This window comes from Streptomyces sp. NPDC048211, from assembly GCF_043202315.1.
Classification (GTDB): Bacteria; Actinomycetota; Actinomycetes; order Streptomycetales; family Streptomycetaceae; genus Streptomyces.
The window spans coordinates 351,283-366,376 of record NZ_JBIDAD010000007.1; the positions used below are offsets into that span (position 1 = coordinate 351,283).

Below are 15,094 nucleotides of genomic sequence, written 5' to 3' on the forward strand. Positions count from 1 at the left end.
CAACCGCTGAGCGAGCCCGCCCCCGCCCCCGTTCCCGTAGAAGCGGGTGACGGTAAAAGCGGATGACGGGCCCGTGCGCAGGGGATAGAAATCCTCTGATGACCACGACACTCCGGCCGTCCGGGCCGCTCCAGCCAGGCGCCGACGGCGCACAGAGCCGCGCGTACGACGTGTGCGACAACGGGCGCCCTGTAGGCACCGTCGAGATCGGCACCGAGCCCGGGTCCGACGGCGGGACGGGAGTGCTGCGGTCCCTGCGGATCGAGGAACCGGTCCGGCGGCGCGGGCGCGGCACCATCGCCGCGCTGGCGGCCGAAGAGGTACTGCGGAGCTGGGGCTGTACGCAGGTGCAGGCGGAGGTGGCCCCCGACAACATCGCGGGGCAACGGCTGACGGCAGCTCTCGGCTACACCGAACGCAGCCGGAACATGGTCAAGCAGCTGGCGTCCGAACCCCCGGCACTGCCCGACGGGCTGACCGCACGGCCGATGACGCCCGAGGAGTTCACGGCCTGGGAGGACGGCGCGATCGCCGGGTACGCGGAGAGCCTGGTGACACGCGGCACCCCGCGGGAGACGGCGCTGCGGGTCGCCCGCGCCTCGCACGCCAGGCACCTGCCGCAGGGCCTCGCCACGGAGGGGGCGCAACTGCACCACCTCGTTCACGAGGACGAGAAGGCCGGGTTCCTCTGGGTGGCGCGGTTCGAGATGCACCCGGGGCAGGTGGTCGCCTACGTCTTCGACGTCGAGGTGGACGAACGTTTCCGGGGGCGGGGTTTCGGCCGGGCGCTGATGATCCAGGCCGAACGTCTCGCGCTCGCGTCCGGCGACACGCGGCTGGGCCTGCACGTCGTCACGGCCAACACGCCTGCGCTCCGGCTGTACGAGTCGCTCGGCTACGAGCCGACCCGCTACAACCTCACCAAACCACTCTGACCCGCCACCCGGCCGGGAGCCGCGCGGCCCGCTACCGGGGCGTGACGGCGTGCGAGCCGCCGCCCGGCGTCGCGGCGGAGCGGGAGCCGTCCCGACCTGCTACGCGGTCACGTCCGCTCGCCGAGGCCGCCATCCGGCCGTTGTGGCCGCTCGGCTGCGGGGACGACGGCTGACGGCCGTCCGGGTCTGCGAGCCGTCACCCGGCTCGTCGGCCCGCGAGCCGCGCGGACCTGCCACCTGGTCATTCTTGGGCCGGGGAACCGGGCGGCCCCGCTTCTCGGCTGTCCGGCTTCCCGGCTTCCCGGCTTCCCGGCCGTCCGGCCGGGATCCGTGCCGGCCCGCTACCCGGTGACGTCGGCCCGTGGGTCGCCATCCGCCCGTTCCGGGCGTGGCGCAGCGGCCGACGGCCGCCCCAGGTGGCGTCGGCAGTCCCGCCCGCGCGCCGCTCCCAGGCCTCAGCCCTGTTCGGCGAGCAGCCGGTCGGCGATCGTCTCGATCCGCTCTCGCAGTCCGTCCTGGCTCTTGCCGCCGTCCAGCCGTTCCCCACCGATCACATACGTGGGCGTGCCGGTGACCCCGATCGCCTTGCCCTCGGCCTGGTCGGCGTCGACGATCAGCATGTGCCGGCCGTCGATCAGGGCGGTGTCGAACTCCTCCGCATCCAGACCCAGTTCCCCGGCCACCTCGATCAGCAGCGGCTCGCCGGTGCGGCCCAGGTCGGCGGTGCGGGCGAGCACCGCCTCGATGTACGGCCAGTCCTTGCCCTGCGCGGCGGCCTCCTCCGCGGCCTGCGCCGCCGCGTAGGCGTGCTTGTTCTTCTCCAGCGGGAAGTGCCGGAGCCGGATGTCGATCCGGTCGCCGTACCGGGCGCGCAGGGCGTGCACATCGGTGAGGGCGTGGTGGCAGTCGGGGCACTGGAGCTCGCACCAGACATCGAGGACGACCGGTGCTGCGGGGGTGGAATCGCTCATGGGACCAGTCTCCCAGGGGGTGCGGGGGCACCACGACCGGCATCGGGGGCAGCGGGTGGCGGGTGGCCTCCGCGGCCGGTCCCGTCGTGGGCCGTACGGCACCTGGGGAGGACTTCGGCCCTGAAATGTCCCTGATGTGGGCTCGGAGCATGGCCGCCCGCACGGTCGCCGGTGCAGGATGGAAGGGACGTTTCCCCTGCGCCTGGAGGCCCTGATGCTTGCCGAGACCATTTGCTCCGCGGTGTCCGCGGCGGGCTTGGGCATCGCCGCCGTCACCGCGTACCGGAAGCGGTTCCTCACGGCGACCAGGATCGCCGCCTACTCGCTGGTCCCGATCGGGCTGGTGCTGACCGGCGTCGTCGAGTGGGTGTCGGACATCGCCTTCAAGCCGAGCGTCTGGCTCGGCTTCGGGGTGCTGGGGGTGGCCTGGCTGCTGTTCATGACCACGCGCGCGATCGAGCGCCGGGGCGGGGGCACCCGCAAGGAGCGCAAGGCGGCGGCCAGGGCCGCTGCGAGCGGCGCGGTCGCGCCGGCGGCCTCGGCCCCCTCGCTGGGAGCGGGCGTACCGGCCGCCGATCCGCGGCAGAAGCCGAGGAAGCAGTCCGCCGCCGCGGGACCGGGCGACGACTTCAGCGACATCGAGGCCATCTTGAAGAAGCACGGCATCTGAGCGCCGCACCCGTTCCGGTCCGCTTCTCCGGACGGCTCCGGAGGCCGGCGCACCGCACGGCGTATGAATCGATTCAGGCATGATCCTTGACGGCCTTCGGCCAGGCGGCTAGCGTCCGGACCGGATTGAAACAATTCATTCACACCCGTCCGTACGATGGGGTGACGCCGCTGGAAGAGCGCGGCCGGGGCAGTGGGGCAGGACTAGTGGCGCGTGTGGCAGGGATCAAGGACGTGGCCCGGCAGGCCGGGGTCTCCGTGGGCACGGTCTCCAATGTGATCAACCGCCCCGAGGCGGTGCTGCCCGAGACCCGGGCCCGGGTGCTGGCCGCCATCGAGGAGCTCGGATACGTCCGCAGCGAGTCGGCCCGCCAGCTCAGGGCCGGCCGCAGCAGGATCATGGCGCTGCTCGTCCTGGACATGGGCAACCCCTTCTTCGTCGACGTGGCCCGCGGCGCCGAACGTGCCGCCCGGCAGGCGGGGCTCGGCGTCATGGTCTGCAACAGCGGCCAGAGCCCCGCTGAGGAGGCCGAATACCTCGGCCTCTTCGCGGAGCAGCGCGTGTGCGGCGTACTGGTCACCCCCGCCGACGCGACCGGCCGCAACCTCGAATCCTTCGCCCGCCACCGGATTCCCTACGTTCTGGTGGACCGGGTGGCGTCCGGCACCGGGACCTGCGCCGTCTCCGTGGACGACGTGCGGGGCGGCGCCCTGGCCGTCGGCCATCTCATCTCCGCCGGGCACCGCTCGGTGGCGTACGTCAGCGGCCCCGGCGACCTGCACCAGATCAGGGACCGCCGCCAGGGCGCGCTGTCCGCACTGGCCGAGGCCGGCCTGCCGCCCGAGGCGCTCGTGGAGATCCCGTCCGACCGACTCGACGTGGCGGCGGGCCGGGACGCCGGAGCCCGGCTGCTCGGGCTCGTCCCGCGTCCCACCGCCGTGTTCTGCGCGAACGACCTGCTCGCCCTGGGCGTGCTCCAGGCCCTGTACGCGGCGGGGGTGCGGGTGCCTCAGGACATCGCCATCGTCGGGTACGACGACATCGAATTCGCCGCCGCCGCTGCCGTACCGCTCACCTCGGTCCGCCAGCCCGCGGTGGTCATGGGCCGGATGGCCGCCGAACTCCTGCTGGAGGAGGCGGACGACGAGGGCGGCACCCACGAGCACCGCAGTGTCGTGCTCCAGCCGGAACTCGTCGTGCGCGCATCGAGTTCCACGCCGCGCTGAGCCCTGCCGCCCGGCCCGCCCTCGCAGACCTTCCTCCGCCGTTTCATTCCTTTCCGCCGCTTTCCGCATGCCCGAAATGGAGACGCCGTGTCCCTGTTCGACCTGCCCTTGGATGAACTCCGCACCTACCGGCCGGAGTCCGGTGAGCCCGACGACTTCGACGCGTTCTGGCGCCGCACCCTCGACGAAGCCGGCGCGCACCCGCTGGACGCCGAATTCATCTCCTACGACGCCGCGTTGAGCCAGGTCGACGTCCACGACGTGTCGTTCGCCGGCTGGGGCGGCCACCGCATACGCGCCTGGCTGAACGTGCCCACGGGCGCCGAGGGCCCCCTGCCGACCGTCGTCCACTACCTCGGCTACGGCGGCGGGCGCGGACTGCCGCACGACCACCTGGTCTGGCCCGCCGCCGGCTGGGCCACCCTGGTCGTGGACACTCGCGGCCAGGGCGCCGTCAACAGTCACTCGGCGGGATCCACGGCCGACCCGCACGGCGGCGCCAACCCGCAGTCGCCCGGATTCATGACCCGCGGCATCCTCGACCCCGACGAGTACTACTACCGCCGGGTGTTCACCGACGCGGTGCGCGCCGTCGAGGTGGCCCGTGCCCACCCGTCCGTCGACCCGGAGCGGATCGTCGTGCACGGCGGCAGCCAGGGCGGCGGCATCGCCCAGGCGGTGGCGGGGCTCAGCCCCCACGTCAAGGCCGCGCTCGTCGACGTACCGTTCCTGACGCACTACCGGCGGGCCGTCGAGATCACCGACAAGGACCCGTACCAGGAGATCGTGCGATTCCTGGCCACCCAGCACGGCCGGGCCGACCAGGTGTTCAGGACCCTCTCCTACTTCGACGGCATCAGCTTCGCCGCCCGGGCGGACATGCCGGCGCTGTACTCGGTGGCCCTGATGGACCCCATCTGCCCGCCGTCCACGGTCTTCGCCGCCTACAACAACTGGGCGGGCCCCAAGGAGATCGTGGTCTACCCCTGGAACGGTCATGAGGGCGGCACATCGGTCCACCGCGAGGCTCAGCTGCGTATGCTGCGCGACCTGGGCTGACCGGGGACCCGGACCGGGGCGCGGGAGCGGAGTTCCGGGAGCCCGGCGGGGAGGCGTGTGACGAAAGCCCGTTGGGGAGACCGGAGTTCCGAAAGCCTGACGGGTGATCGGACGCCGGAGCGATTCGGCACACCCTGTGGGGGGTGAACTACCGTCGTGAAAAGCAGTGTTGACCCCCCGCGGGGGCCGGTCTGCGTCATGATCGTCCCGAGATGGTGGACACCTCCCGGGGCGACGCCCCCGCACCCCCCGCCGAAGAGCCGCGTGGCTGCCTCTTCGCGCTTTCCCAGCCCCCTCTGATGATCTTCCTCACGGTGATCGGCGGCTTGCTGCTGATGGCCGCGTTGCACGATCTCTTCGTGCTGTGAACCGTCAGCCCGCCGCTTCCCTGCGGCGCGCCCGGTACGCGGCGACGTGCAGGCGGTTACCGCAGGTGCGGCTGGAGCAATAGCGGCGGGAGCGGTTGCGCGAGAGGTCGACGAAGGCGTGCCGGCAGTCCGGCGCCTCGCAGCGCCGCAGCCGCTCCGTCTCGCCCGCCACGATGATGAAGGCGAGGGCCATGCCGCAGTCGGCTGCCAGGTGGTCGGCGAGCGAGGCGTCCGGTGCGAAGTAGTGCACGTGCCAGTCGTAGCCGTCGTGGTTGCTGAGCTGCGGCGTGGTGCCCGCGGCGGCGACCAGCGTGTTGACGAGCGAAGCGGCGGCCTGCGCGTCGGCCGCGGCGAAGACGTCGGCGAACCGCGCCCGTACGTCGTGGACGGCGCGGAGGTCCTTCTCGTCGAGCTCGTTCACACCGCTCACCCGGTGGCGTCCGGCGAACGCGTACAGCGCCTCGATGTCGGCGAGCCCGTCCATGGGCCGGTCGCCCTCGGGCCGCTCGCTCTCCGGCGCGGTGTTCACCAGATCGACCACCGTTTCGAGGGCGATCCGGGTGTCGTGGGGGATCAGCACGCTTCCGCTCCCTGGCCTCCTGCGGGCAGGCCGCCCGCCGATGCGGGCTGACTCTACTGGCACGCCCCTGACGCCTCGGGGCGCGAGGGGGCCCCGGGCCTCGGGTGCGTCGCCTCCGGGCTCTTCCCGGGGGGCACCCGGGAAGGCAGGGTGAGGACGTGGACATCTCCTTCTTACGTGACGGCACGCACGGCTCGCTGTCGGTGACTGTGGAGCCTGTGGATGACCCCGCGGCGATCGGCAAGCACCCCTCGGCCCGTGGTTTCCCGAGCTGCACGGCTGAGGTGGACTACCCGGGGATGGGCTACCGGGCCCTCTTCGGCTGGGTCCAGATGGTGCGTTCGACGGACAACTCCTCCGCCGGGGCCGCCTTCGACATGGACCCGTTCTACCTCTTCGAGGGTGCGCCGTCGCCGTACGCGTTCTTCGGGATCAACCCCACCTTGTTCGACGCGCCGTCCCGCGTCAGGCGGAACTCGCTCGACTGGACGGCCCACAGCTACCTCGCGTGGACACCGATGGACGACGCTCAGCGGCGGGTCCTGCCGCTGGCCGGGTTCTCCTGGGGGTTCGACATGGACTCCGGCGGTCGCATCACACTGAAATCCGTACAGGCGTTGTCACCCGGGGACTGGGACGCCCACCTGCCCTTCCTCGGCGCCTCCTGCCCGGGCTGGGCGTTCGACGCGTGGCAGCCCTCCCCGGCCACAGGGCTGTGACGGGGCCGGGCACGCCGTGGGCTGGGGCCTCTGCCCGCCGGTCCGCGTCCTGGGCGGGGACCTCCGCGCCCGCCGGTCCGCGCCGTGGGCCGACACCGGCGCGCCCTCCGGTTGGGCCCGGCCCTCACGGTCCGGTTGAAGGCCCGGCGGCCGGCGCGGCGCCCATAGGGGAAGGGCGCTCGAAGGCGCCGCCGTTGCCCCCGCAGCCGGGAAGGCCGCACGGGGTGCCGTTCGGCGGGAGCCGTAGCCCGCGGGGCCCGGCGTCCCGGACCGCCGTCGGCCGCCCGGTGCGCGCGGCACCACCTCGTCACAGCAGCCACAGGGGCCCCCGGAGCCCCTGTGGCGCGTCACCTCCGCCCGCCGGGGCCCCAAGGGGCTCGGAAGCTCCGCGGGCCGCCTGGCGGGCTCTGTGGGCGCCGGTGGGGGCGCCGCGGCATGACGGGCGAGCGGGGGAACGCGGACCGGCGCCGTCACCACGGTGGATTTCGTGGTGACGGCGCCGGTGTCAGCCCTATGAGGTTGTCCGTGCGGCGCCGTCTCCCCGAGTCGACGGCGTCGTGCGGCTCTCGCCCTGGCTCAGCTCTCGGCCAGGATGTGCGAGAGCTCCGTATCGAGATCGAAGTGACGATGCTCGGTCCCTGGCGGAACCGCGGCGTCGGTCCTTTTCAGGAACGACTCCAGGGCCCGTGCAGGGGCCTCCAGCAGGGCTTCGCCCTCTGGAGAGCTCAGTGCGATACAGACGACGCCCTGGCCGTGACTACGGGATGGCCAGACGCGGACGTCTCCGGTGCCGGTGGGCCTGTGCAGCCCCTCGGCAAGGAGGTCGCGGGCGAAAACCCACTCGACCGTCTCCTCCGCTCCGGTGTGGAAGGTGGCGTGCACGGCATACGGATCGGCCGTGTCATACCGCAGGCCCGCGGGTACAGGCAGTGAGGACTCGCTCGACACAACGAGGCGCAGGTGCAGCTCGCAGCTGACCGTGGTGTTCATAAGCGCCAGGGCCTTTCGCTCAGTGTGCGCTCGGGGATTCGCACGTCGGCGAAATCGACATGCCACCTACGGTGGTGTTGTAAACCCCTCTGACCGTTTTGTGATCCTTCAGGTAGCTCGTACAGCGGTGTGTAACTTTGAGTTATGCGGCCATTCCGGTGACGAGGAGCGTTCCGGTAGGTTGGCCCCCATGAATGCGGAGAGTGACGAGCGGGACGGAGCCGCCGCACCGGCGGATCCGGCGCCCGCGGCGGGGGAAGCGCACAAGAGCGTGACGGGGGACGTCACGGAGGGTGTGGCGAAGGAGGACAGGGAGCTCGGCTCCAGGGCGCCCGGTTTCATCAAGGCGTCCAGGGCGCTGCACCTGAGCTGGCAGGTCGGTGTGTTCGTGGTCGGCCTGGCCGTCGTGGCGGCCGGCATCGTCATGCTGCCGCTGCCCGGCCCCGGCTGGCTGGTGATCTTCGGTGGCATGGCGATCTGGGCGACCGAGTTCGTCTGGGCCCAGCTGGTGCTGCGCTGGACGCGCCGGAAGGTCACCGAGGCCGCCCAGCGGGCGCTCGATCCCAAGGTGCGGCGGCGCAACATCGCGCTGACGGTGATCGGCCTCGTGATCATCGCGGTGCTGGCGGGGATCTACGTGTGGAAGTTCGGAATCGTCATGCCGTGGAAGATCGACGAGTGACCCGGGGATGGTCGGGGGGCGCCGCTGACATGGGGTAATGTTTGGCCTGCGCCCGGGCGATTAGCTCAGTGGGAGAGCGCTTCGTTCACACCGAAGAGGTCACTGGTTCGAACCCAGTATCGCCCACCCCGGACCGACGGCCCGGAAGCTTTCTGAAGCTTCCGGGCCGTCGGCGTTTCCGCGTGCGCCGTTCAAGCGCTTCGACTGATTTTCGTCCCAACTGTTGACGTCGCGTGTGCCGCTCCTTACTTTGACCCGGCAAGCGCTTTCTAAAACGATTCAATCAAGCGTAGGGGCGAACTATGTCTCGGAACCAGGGCATGGACCGGCGGCAGATGCTGAAGCTCGCGGGCTTCTCGGCAGCCGGTCTCGGGCTGACCGCCGCCGGCTGCGGCTCGGGCGGCGGCTCGAACGGGCCGGTCACCATCCGGCACGCCTGGTGGGGCGCCGACGACCGGGCGAAGAAGGTCCAGGAGTGCGTCGCGCTCTTCGAGAAGAAGCACCCGAAGATCAAGGTCAAGACGGACTTCCAGCAGTACGCGGACTTCTGGAAGAAGTTCAACACCCAGGCGGCCGGCGGCAACCCGCCGGACGTCATCCAGAACGCGGTGACCTTCCTCCGCAAGTACGAGGCGAAGAACGTCCTGCTCGACCTCAACCCGCAGGCGAAGAAGGGCAACCTCCAGCTCGACGGCTTCCGCGCCGGTCTGGAGAAGTTCGCCGAGATCGACGGCAAGCTGCTCGGCGTACCGGTCGGCAGCAACTCGATGGCCCTGGTCATCGACGAGAAGGTCTTCGAGAAGGCCGGCGTCGACCACAGCCTCGGCTGGACCTGGGACGACTGGTACGCGGGCCTGAAGAAGATCAAGTCCGGCCAGGGCATAGCCGGCGACTCCGGCCCGCACGGCGTCATGTACCTGTACGACCTGATCCTCCGCCAGAACGGCAAGGCCTTCTTCACCGAGGAGGGCATGGGCTTCGGCGAGGCCGAACTGCTGCCCTACTGGACCGAGGCGCTCGCCCGGGTCAAGTCCGGCATCTACGCCGACCAGAAGAAGGTCGAGCAGATCAAGCCCGCCTCCGCGCTCGCCAAGGGCCTCTCGGCCGGTGAGTTCACCTGGGACAACTTCTCCGTCCGCTACAGCGCGGAGGGCAAGAGCAGTTACAGCCTCGCGCCCATCCCGACCACCGACGGCAAGAAGACCGGACAGTACCTCGGCTCGCTGATGCTCAGCGGGACGGCCCGTACCAAGCACCCCGCCGAGGTCGCGACCTTCATCAGCTTCATGACCCACGACCCCGCCGTCGCCCGCATCATGGGCTACGACCGCGGAGTCCCCGCCACCAACGCACAGTTCGAGGCCTACCAGCCCACCGACGCCCCGAGCAAGGCGATCGGCGCGTACGAGACCGAGATCGCCAAGGCCGGCGTGCTGGAGCCCATCACCCCGCACCCGGCGGGCGCCGACGTCGTCGAGGCGGCGTTCCTGCGCATCGGCGGGGACATGTCCCTGGGCAAGGCCTCGCCGGAGGACTCCGTCAAGCAGTTCTTCTCCGAGGCGAAGACCGCCCTCGCCTCGAACTGAGAGGAATGACGCGGTGACTCACATCCAGACCTCCACGAGCGGCCCGGTCCTCGACAAGGACGTCGCCGCCGTGGGGCGGAGCGGTCCGGGACCCAGGACCCGCCCCGCTCCGCGACCGCGCGGCCACCGCGAGAATCTGACCGGCTATCTCTTCATGTCGCCCTGGATCGCGGGCTTCCTGTTCCTGATCGCCGGGCCCATGGTCTTCTCGCTGTACCTCGCGTTCACCGACTACAACCTGTTCGACGCACCGAAGTGGGTCGGACTGAAGAACTTCACCGACATGTTCGCCGACCCGCGCTGGCGCCAGTCGGTCAAGGTGACCGGCTGGTACGTGGTGATCGGCACCCCGATCAAGCTGGCCGCCGCGCTCGCCGTGGCCATGCTGCTGGCCCAGAAGCGCTGGGGCCAGTCCTTCTACCGGGCCGCGTTCTACGCCCCGTCGCTGATCGGCGCGAGCGTCTCGGCCGCCATCGTCTGGCGCGCCCTGTTCTCCGACGGCGCCGTCGTCGACCGGGGACAGCAGCTGTTCGGCATCGACGCGGGCGGCTGGATCGGCGACCCGGACATGATCATCTATGCGCTGGTGGGCCTCACGGTCTGGCAGTTCGGCGCCCCGATGGTGATCTTCCTGGCCGGCCTCAAACAGGTCCCCAGGGAGCTCTACGAGGCGGCGAACGTGGACGGGGCGGGCCCTTGGCGCAAGTTCTTCAACATCACCCTGCCGATGATCTCGCCCGTGCTGTTCTTCAACGTGCTGCTGGAGACCATCCACTCCTTCCAGATCTTCGGATCGGCCTACATCGTCAGCAACGGCAGCTGCGGCCCGGCCGACGCGACGCTCGTCTACACCTGTTACCTGTACGACCAGGGCTTCGCGAACAGCCGGATGGGCTTCGCCTCCGCCATGGCATGGCTGCTGCTCGTCGCCGTGGGCCTGGTCACCGCCGTGCTGTTCTGGTCCCAGAAGCGCTGGGTGCACTACGAGGAGGGGGGCCGATGACCCCGATGGACACCACTGCCGTACGACGCCGGCTTCCCGGCTCCCTCGCCTGGCACATCGGCGCTCTCGCCATCCTCGTGGTGGTGCTCTACCCGGTGGTGTGGACGATCGGCGCCTCGTTCAAACCGAGCGAGGACATCGTCGGCGCGCTGAACCTCTTCCCGACCGACCCGATCACCGACAACTACCAGCGGCTGGCCGACGGCATCGCCGACATCCCGATCTGGAAGTTCTTCCTGAACTCGGCCTACATCTCGGTCGGCTCCGTGATCGGTGTCGTCATCTCCTGCTCGCTCACGGCCTACGCCTTCACCAAGGTCCGCTTCGCCGGGCGCAACGTCATGTTCGCCATCATGATCGGGACGCTGCTGCTCCCGTACCACGTACTGATCATTCCGCAGTACGTGATGTTCCAGAAGCTGGAGCTGATCAACACCTTCACTCCGCTGCTGATCGGCAAGTACCTGGCCACCGACGCGTTCTTCGTCTTCCTCATGGTCCAGTTCATGCGCGGACTGCCCAAGGAACTCGACGAGGCCGCCCGGCTGGACGGCTGCGGGCACCTGCGGATCTACTGGTCGATCGTGATGCCGCTGTGCCGGCCCGCGCTCATCACCAGCGCCATCTTCACCTTCATCCAGGCCTGGAACGACTTCATGGGCCCGCTGCTCTACCTCAACGAGCCGGACAAGTACACCGTCTCCATGGGGCTGCGGATGTTCATCGACCAGGACGCCGTCGCCGACTACGGCGGCATGATCGCGATGTCACTGGTGGCCCTGCTGCCGGTCCTCGCCTTCTTCCTGGCCTTCCAGCGCTACCTCATCGACGGCATGGCCACCTCCGGCCTGAAGGGCTGAGCACCCCGTGGCGACGAAAACCGGCACCGCACCCAGGACCTCCTTCGTCCGTGAGCGGTTCAGCGTCTTCTCCGAATGCCTGCTCACCGGCGTGTGGATCACCGTCGCCGCCCTGCCGCTCGTCACGTTCCCCGCGGCCTTCGCCGCAGGAAGCAGGCACCTGCGCCGGTACCTGGCCGGTGAGGCGGGCGGGGTGCGGGAGTTCGCCGCCGACGTACGGGAGGCGTTCCGCGGCGGCTGGCGCGTCTCCCTGCTGTGGTGGGCGGCGCTCGCGCTGCTCGCCTTCGACTGGCAGGTCGCCCGGTCCGGCCTGCTGCCGGGCGGCCGTCCGCTCATCGCCGTGAGCCTGCTCGGACTGCCGGCCGTGGCCGTCTGGGGACTGCGTACGGCCGCCGCCTGGCACCCCGGCACACCCTGGACGGCCACCGCGCGGACCGCCGGCCGCCGGACCTTCACCGACCCGGCGGGATCACTCCTGCTCGTCGGCGGATTCGTCGCCCTGGCCGTCGCCGCCTGGCAGATTCCGCCCCTGGCCGCACCCGCACTCGGCTGTCTCGCCGCGGCGGCGGTCGCCGCCGACCGTCGCTGACCCGACGGCCGGATCCACCCACCGAACCCCCTCCCACCACGCGTCAGCGTGTGATCAGTCATGCCCATTTTCGCCACGAATTGGAGTCGTGATGTCCCCGATCCCCCGCCGTACCGTCCTCAAGGCAGCCGCCGTCGCCGGTGCGGCCACCACCTTCTCCTGGGCGCTGAACGACCCGGCCCAGCAGGCAGCCGCCGCCACCGGCAAGGCCGACGACGGCCCCGTCGAGATCAACTGGCTGGAGGAGGACGGCCTCGGCGCCGCACCCGGATCCACCTTCGGCGTCCCCTGGGCCAAGGGGCGCTACCCCGCCGACCAGAAGTTCGCCCTCGCCACCGCCGACGGCAAGGACATCCCCGTCCAGACCTGGGCCACCGCCAAATGGCCCGACGGCTCCCTGAAGTGGACCGCCCACGCGGTCGGCCCCGAGGCCGGCGGCGCCAAGAAGTTCACCCTCACCACCGGCGAACCCGCCACCGCCGCCCACAAGGTCACCGTCAAGAACAGCGGCGGCTCGATCACCGTCTCCACCGGAGTCGTCACCGCGAAGATCGGCAAGACCGGCTCCTCGCTCGTCACCTCCCTCACCCGGGGCTCCACCGAGATCGCCAAGGACGGCCGCCTCGTCCTCATCCGCCAGGGCGAGATCGAGGACGGCGACCAGGGGCAGCAGAAGTACGAACGCTTCGAGAGCGCCATCAGCAAGACCGAGGTCGAACAGAGCGGGCCCGTCCGTGCCGTCGTCCGCATCGACGGCAAGCACCGCCACGGCAACCGCTCCTGGCTCCCGTTCTCCGTCCGGCTCTACTTCTACGCGGGCGCCGAATCGTTCCGCATGATGCACACCATCACCTTCGACGGCACCCAGGAACCCGGCAAGGCGAGCGGCGACTTCATCCGCGGCCTCGGTGTCCGCTTCACCGTCCCGATGCGCGACGAGACGTACGACCGGCACATCCGCATCGGCGGCGACGAGAACGGCATGCTCCGCGAAGCCGTCAAGGGCATCACCGGACTGCGCCGCGATCCGGGAGCGGCCGTCCAGGCGGCCCAGTTCGAGGGCACGAAGCTGCCCGACCCCGCCACCTGGGACCAGCGCGTCACCACCCGCCTCGGGCGCATCCCCACCTGGGGCGACTACACCCTCAGCCAGCTCTCGGCCGACGGCTTCTCGCTGCGCAAGCGCACCAAGAAGGGCCACGGCTGGATCGCCGCGGGCGGCGGCCGGCGCGCCTCCGGCTTCGGATACGTGGGCGGCGCGAGCGGCGGGCTCTCCTTCGGACTGCGCGACTTCTGGGAGAAGTTCCCCGCCCAGCTCGACATCCGCGGCGCCGACACCGACGCCGCCGAGGTCACCCTCTGGCTCTGGTCGCCCGAGGCCGAACCGATGGACCTGCGCTTCTACCACGACGGCATGGGCCAGGACACCTACACCGACCAGCTCGACGGCCTGGAGATCACCTACGAGGACTACGAGCCCGGCTTCGGCACCCCGTACGGCATCGCACGCACCAGCGAACTCGTCTTCTGGGCCAACGACTCCACTCCCAGCGCCGAGGCCCTCGCCCAGCAGACCCGCACCGTGCGCACCCTCCCGCAGCTCGTCGCCCCGCCGTCCCAGCTCATCGGTGCGGGCGTCTTCGGCGGCCTCTTCTCCCCGGTCGACCGCTCCACCCCGGCCAGGGCGAAGATCGAGGACCACCTGGACTTCCTGTTCACGTACTACAAGGACCAGGTCGAGATGCGCCGCTGGTACGGCTTCTGGGACTACGGCGACATCATGCACTCGTACGACCCCGCCCGGCACCAGTGGCGCTACGACGTCGGCGGCTACGCCTGGGACAACTCCGAGCTCTCGCCCGACCTCTGGCTCTGGTACGCCTACCTGCGCTCCGGACGCGCCGACATCTTCCGCTTCGCCGAGGCCATGACCCGCCACACCGGCGAGGTCGACGTCTACCACCTCGGCGACTGGGCCGGCCTCGGCACCCGCCACGGCGTCCAGCACTACGCCGACAGCGCCAAGCAGCAGCGCATCGCCAACACCACCTACCGGCGCTTCTACTACTTCCTCACCGCGGACGAACGCGTCGGCGACCTGATGCGCGCCAACGTCGACTCGGACGAGACCTTCCTCGGCCTCGACCCGCTCCGCAAGATCCGCACCGAGCCCTACACCCCCGACCGGCACGCCCTGTCCGTGGGCTTCGGCACCGACTGGAGCGGGCTCGTCTCCGCCTGGCTCACCGAATGGGAGCGCGGCGGCCCCCAGGCCGAGAAGGCGAAGGCCCGAGTGCTCGGCACCATGGAGACCATCGCCGCCCAGCCCAACGGATTCGTCCAGGGCAGCGGCCTCTACGACCTGGACACCGGGAAGTTCGCCGTCGCCACCGAACCCGTCGTCAGCGTCTCCCACCTGTCCGGCGTCTTCGGCCTCAACGAGCTGTGCGCCGAACTCATCGGCCTGGTCGACATGCCGAAGTTCAAGGAGGCGTACCTCGACTACTGCCGCTACTTCAACGCGTCCAAGACCGAGCAGGCCGCGCGCTACGGCTCCAACTTCGGCACCCTGCTCCTCTTCCAGGGCCACTCCCGGATGGACGCCTACGCCGCCGTGCAGACGGGCGACGCGAAGCTCGCCGCCCGTGCCTGGGAGAAGTTCTACAACAGCGACGGCTACAAGGAATCCGCCCCCTGGAAGACCGAGAAGGTGAGCGGCCCGGTCACCACCGTCCCGGGCAGCGAGGCCAACTGGGTCTACACCAACGACACCGCGCTGTACGGACTCGCCGCCATCGAGAACCTCGCTCTCGTCGCGGACCACATGCCGGCCTGAGGCCCCTGAGGGCGCCCCGG

The 15,094-nt window shown here is 70.4% G+C and carries 15 protein-coding genes and 1 tRNA gene; 13 read left to right on the forward strand and 3 right to left on the reverse strand.

Annotated features, from left to right (window positions below; genetic code table 11):
• Positions 1-98 precede the first annotated feature (98 nt).
• Positions 99-935, forward strand: coding sequence for a GNAT family N-acetyltransferase (locus tag ACGFZA_RS26340; RefSeq protein WP_393682288.1), 837 nt, complete (start codon positions 99-101; stop codon positions 933-935).
• A gap of 455 nt (positions 936-1,390) precedes the next feature.
• Here the strand turns inward: ACGFZA_RS26340 and ACGFZA_RS26345 are convergent, their stop codons facing one another.
• Positions 1,391-1,906, reverse strand: a complete 516-nt coding sequence (locus ACGFZA_RS26345; RefSeq protein WP_385286345.1) for a DsbA family protein — start codon at positions 1,904-1,906, stop codon at positions 1,391-1,393.
• Positions 1,907-2,120: 214 nt separating this feature from the next.
• Between ACGFZA_RS26345 and ACGFZA_RS26350 the strand changes: the two genes are divergently transcribed.
• From ACGFZA_RS26350 to ACGFZA_RS26365, 4 genes are all read left to right on the forward strand, one after another.
• Positions 2,121-2,576, forward strand: coding sequence for a hypothetical protein (locus ACGFZA_RS26350; protein ID WP_393682290.1), 456 nt, complete (start codon positions 2,121-2,123; stop codon positions 2,574-2,576).
• Between the two features lie 206 nt (positions 2,577-2,782).
• The gene (locus ACGFZA_RS26355; RefSeq protein ID WP_385286378.1) at positions 2,783-3,802 is read left to right on the forward strand and encodes a LacI family DNA-binding transcriptional regulator; all 1,020 of its coding nucleotides are present in this window, start codon (positions 2,783-2,785) and stop codon (positions 3,800-3,802) included.
• An 87-nt stretch (positions 3,803-3,889) separates the two neighbouring features.
• Positions 3,890-4,861, forward strand: a complete 972-nt coding sequence (locus ACGFZA_RS26360) for an acetylxylan esterase (protein WP_393682292.1) — start codon at positions 3,890-3,892, stop codon at positions 4,859-4,861.
• Between the two features lie 212 nt (positions 4,862-5,073).
• The gene (locus tag ACGFZA_RS26365) at positions 5,074-5,229 is read left to right on the forward strand and encodes a hypothetical protein (protein WP_164494018.1); all 156 of its coding nucleotides are present in this window, start codon (positions 5,074-5,076) and stop codon (positions 5,227-5,229) included.
• Between the two features lie 4 nt (positions 5,230-5,233).
• Here the strand turns inward: ACGFZA_RS26365 and ACGFZA_RS26370 are convergent, their stop codons facing one another.
• A complete protein-coding gene (locus ACGFZA_RS26370) occupies positions 5,234-5,809 on the reverse strand; it encodes a CGNR zinc finger domain-containing protein (protein ID WP_393682295.1) in 576 nt (191 codons plus the stop codon).
• A 218-nt stretch (positions 5,810-6,027) separates the two neighbouring features.
• Here ACGFZA_RS26370 and ACGFZA_RS26375 point away from each other — a divergent pair, with 218 nt between their 5' ends.
• A complete protein-coding gene (locus tag ACGFZA_RS26375; protein ID WP_393682297.1) occupies positions 6,028-6,528 on the forward strand; it encodes a hypothetical protein in 501 nt (166 codons plus the stop codon).
• 576 nt (positions 6,529-7,104) lie between these two features.
• On the opposite strand, the gene ACGFZA_RS26380 is transcribed toward ACGFZA_RS26375, so the two are convergent.
• Entirely contained in the window at positions 7,105-7,518 is a 414-nt protein-coding gene (locus ACGFZA_RS26380) for an SsgA family sporulation/cell division regulator (protein ID WP_003959770.1), read from the reverse strand.
• A gap of 190 nt (positions 7,519-7,708) precedes the next feature.
• On the opposite strand from ACGFZA_RS26380, the gene ACGFZA_RS26385 reads away from it, so the two are divergent.
• The 7 genes from ACGFZA_RS26385 (at position 7,709) to ACGFZA_RS26415 (ending at position 15,074) form a co-directional block, all read left to right on the forward strand.
• Positions 7,709-8,200, forward strand: a complete 492-nt coding sequence (locus ACGFZA_RS26385) for a TIGR02611 family protein (RefSeq protein ID WP_393682299.1) — start codon at positions 7,709-7,711, stop codon at positions 8,198-8,200.
• Between the two features lie 54 nt (positions 8,201-8,254).
• Positions 8,255-8,326 (forward strand) — tRNA-Val (locus tag ACGFZA_RS26390).
• 176 nt (positions 8,327-8,502) lie between these two features.
• Entirely contained in the window at positions 8,503-9,786 is a 1,284-nt protein-coding gene (locus ACGFZA_RS26395) for an ABC transporter substrate-binding protein (RefSeq protein ID WP_393682301.1), read from the forward strand.
• Between the two features lie 13 nt (positions 9,787-9,799).
• Positions 9,800-10,789, forward strand: coding sequence for a carbohydrate ABC transporter permease (locus tag ACGFZA_RS26400; protein ID WP_385286331.1), 990 nt, complete (start codon positions 9,800-9,802; stop codon positions 10,787-10,789).
• Positions 10,786-11,649: a carbohydrate ABC transporter permease gene (locus tag ACGFZA_RS26405; protein WP_385286329.1), complete on the forward strand. Its 864-nt coding sequence runs from the start codon at positions 10,786-10,788 to the stop codon at positions 11,647-11,649. The genes ACGFZA_RS26400 and ACGFZA_RS26405 overlap by 4 nt, the downstream gene beginning before the upstream one ends.
• A 7-nt stretch (positions 11,650-11,656) precedes the next feature.
• Positions 11,657-12,238: a hypothetical protein gene (locus tag ACGFZA_RS26410; RefSeq protein ID WP_393682304.1), complete on the forward strand. Its 582-nt coding sequence runs from the start codon at positions 11,657-11,659 to the stop codon at positions 12,236-12,238.
• Between the two features lie 91 nt (positions 12,239-12,329).
• On the forward strand, positions 12,330-15,074 hold the full coding sequence (locus tag ACGFZA_RS26415) for a Tat pathway signal sequence domain protein (protein ID WP_393682306.1): 2,745 nt from the start codon (positions 12,330-12,332) through the stop codon (positions 15,072-15,074).
• Positions 15,075-15,094: the final 20 nt, after the last annotated feature.

Coding starts and splice junctions, on each gene's coding strand:
- ACGFZA_RS26340 (WP_393682288.1), top strand. CDS start 99: ATGACCACGACACTCCGGCCGTCCGGGCCGCTCCAGCCAGGCGCCGAC.
- ACGFZA_RS26345 (WP_385286345.1), bottom strand. CDS start 1,906: ATGAGCGATTCCACCCCCGCAGCACCGGTCGTCCTCGATGTCTGGTGC.
- ACGFZA_RS26350 (WP_393682290.1), top strand. CDS start 2,121: ATGCTTGCCGAGACCATTTGCTCCGCGGTGTCCGCGGCGGGCTTGGGC.
- ACGFZA_RS26365 (WP_164494018.1), top strand. CDS start 5,074: ATGGTGGACACCTCCCGGGGCGACGCCCCCGCACCCCCCGCCGAAGAG.
- ACGFZA_RS26380 (WP_003959770.1), bottom strand. CDS start 7,518: ATGAACACCACGGTCAGCTGCGAGCTGCACCTGCGCCTCGTTGTGTCG.
- ACGFZA_RS26385 (WP_393682299.1), top strand. CDS start 7,709: ATGAATGCGGAGAGTGACGAGCGGGACGGAGCCGCCGCACCGGCGGAT.
- ACGFZA_RS26395 (WP_393682301.1), top strand. CDS start 8,503: ATGTCTCGGAACCAGGGCATGGACCGGCGGCAGATGCTGAAGCTCGCG.
- ACGFZA_RS26405 (WP_385286329.1), top strand. CDS start 10,786: ATGACCCCGATGGACACCACTGCCGTACGACGCCGGCTTCCCGGCTCC.
- ACGFZA_RS26415 (WP_393682306.1), top strand. CDS start 12,330: ATGTCCCCGATCCCCCGCCGTACCGTCCTCAAGGCAGCCGCCGTCGCC.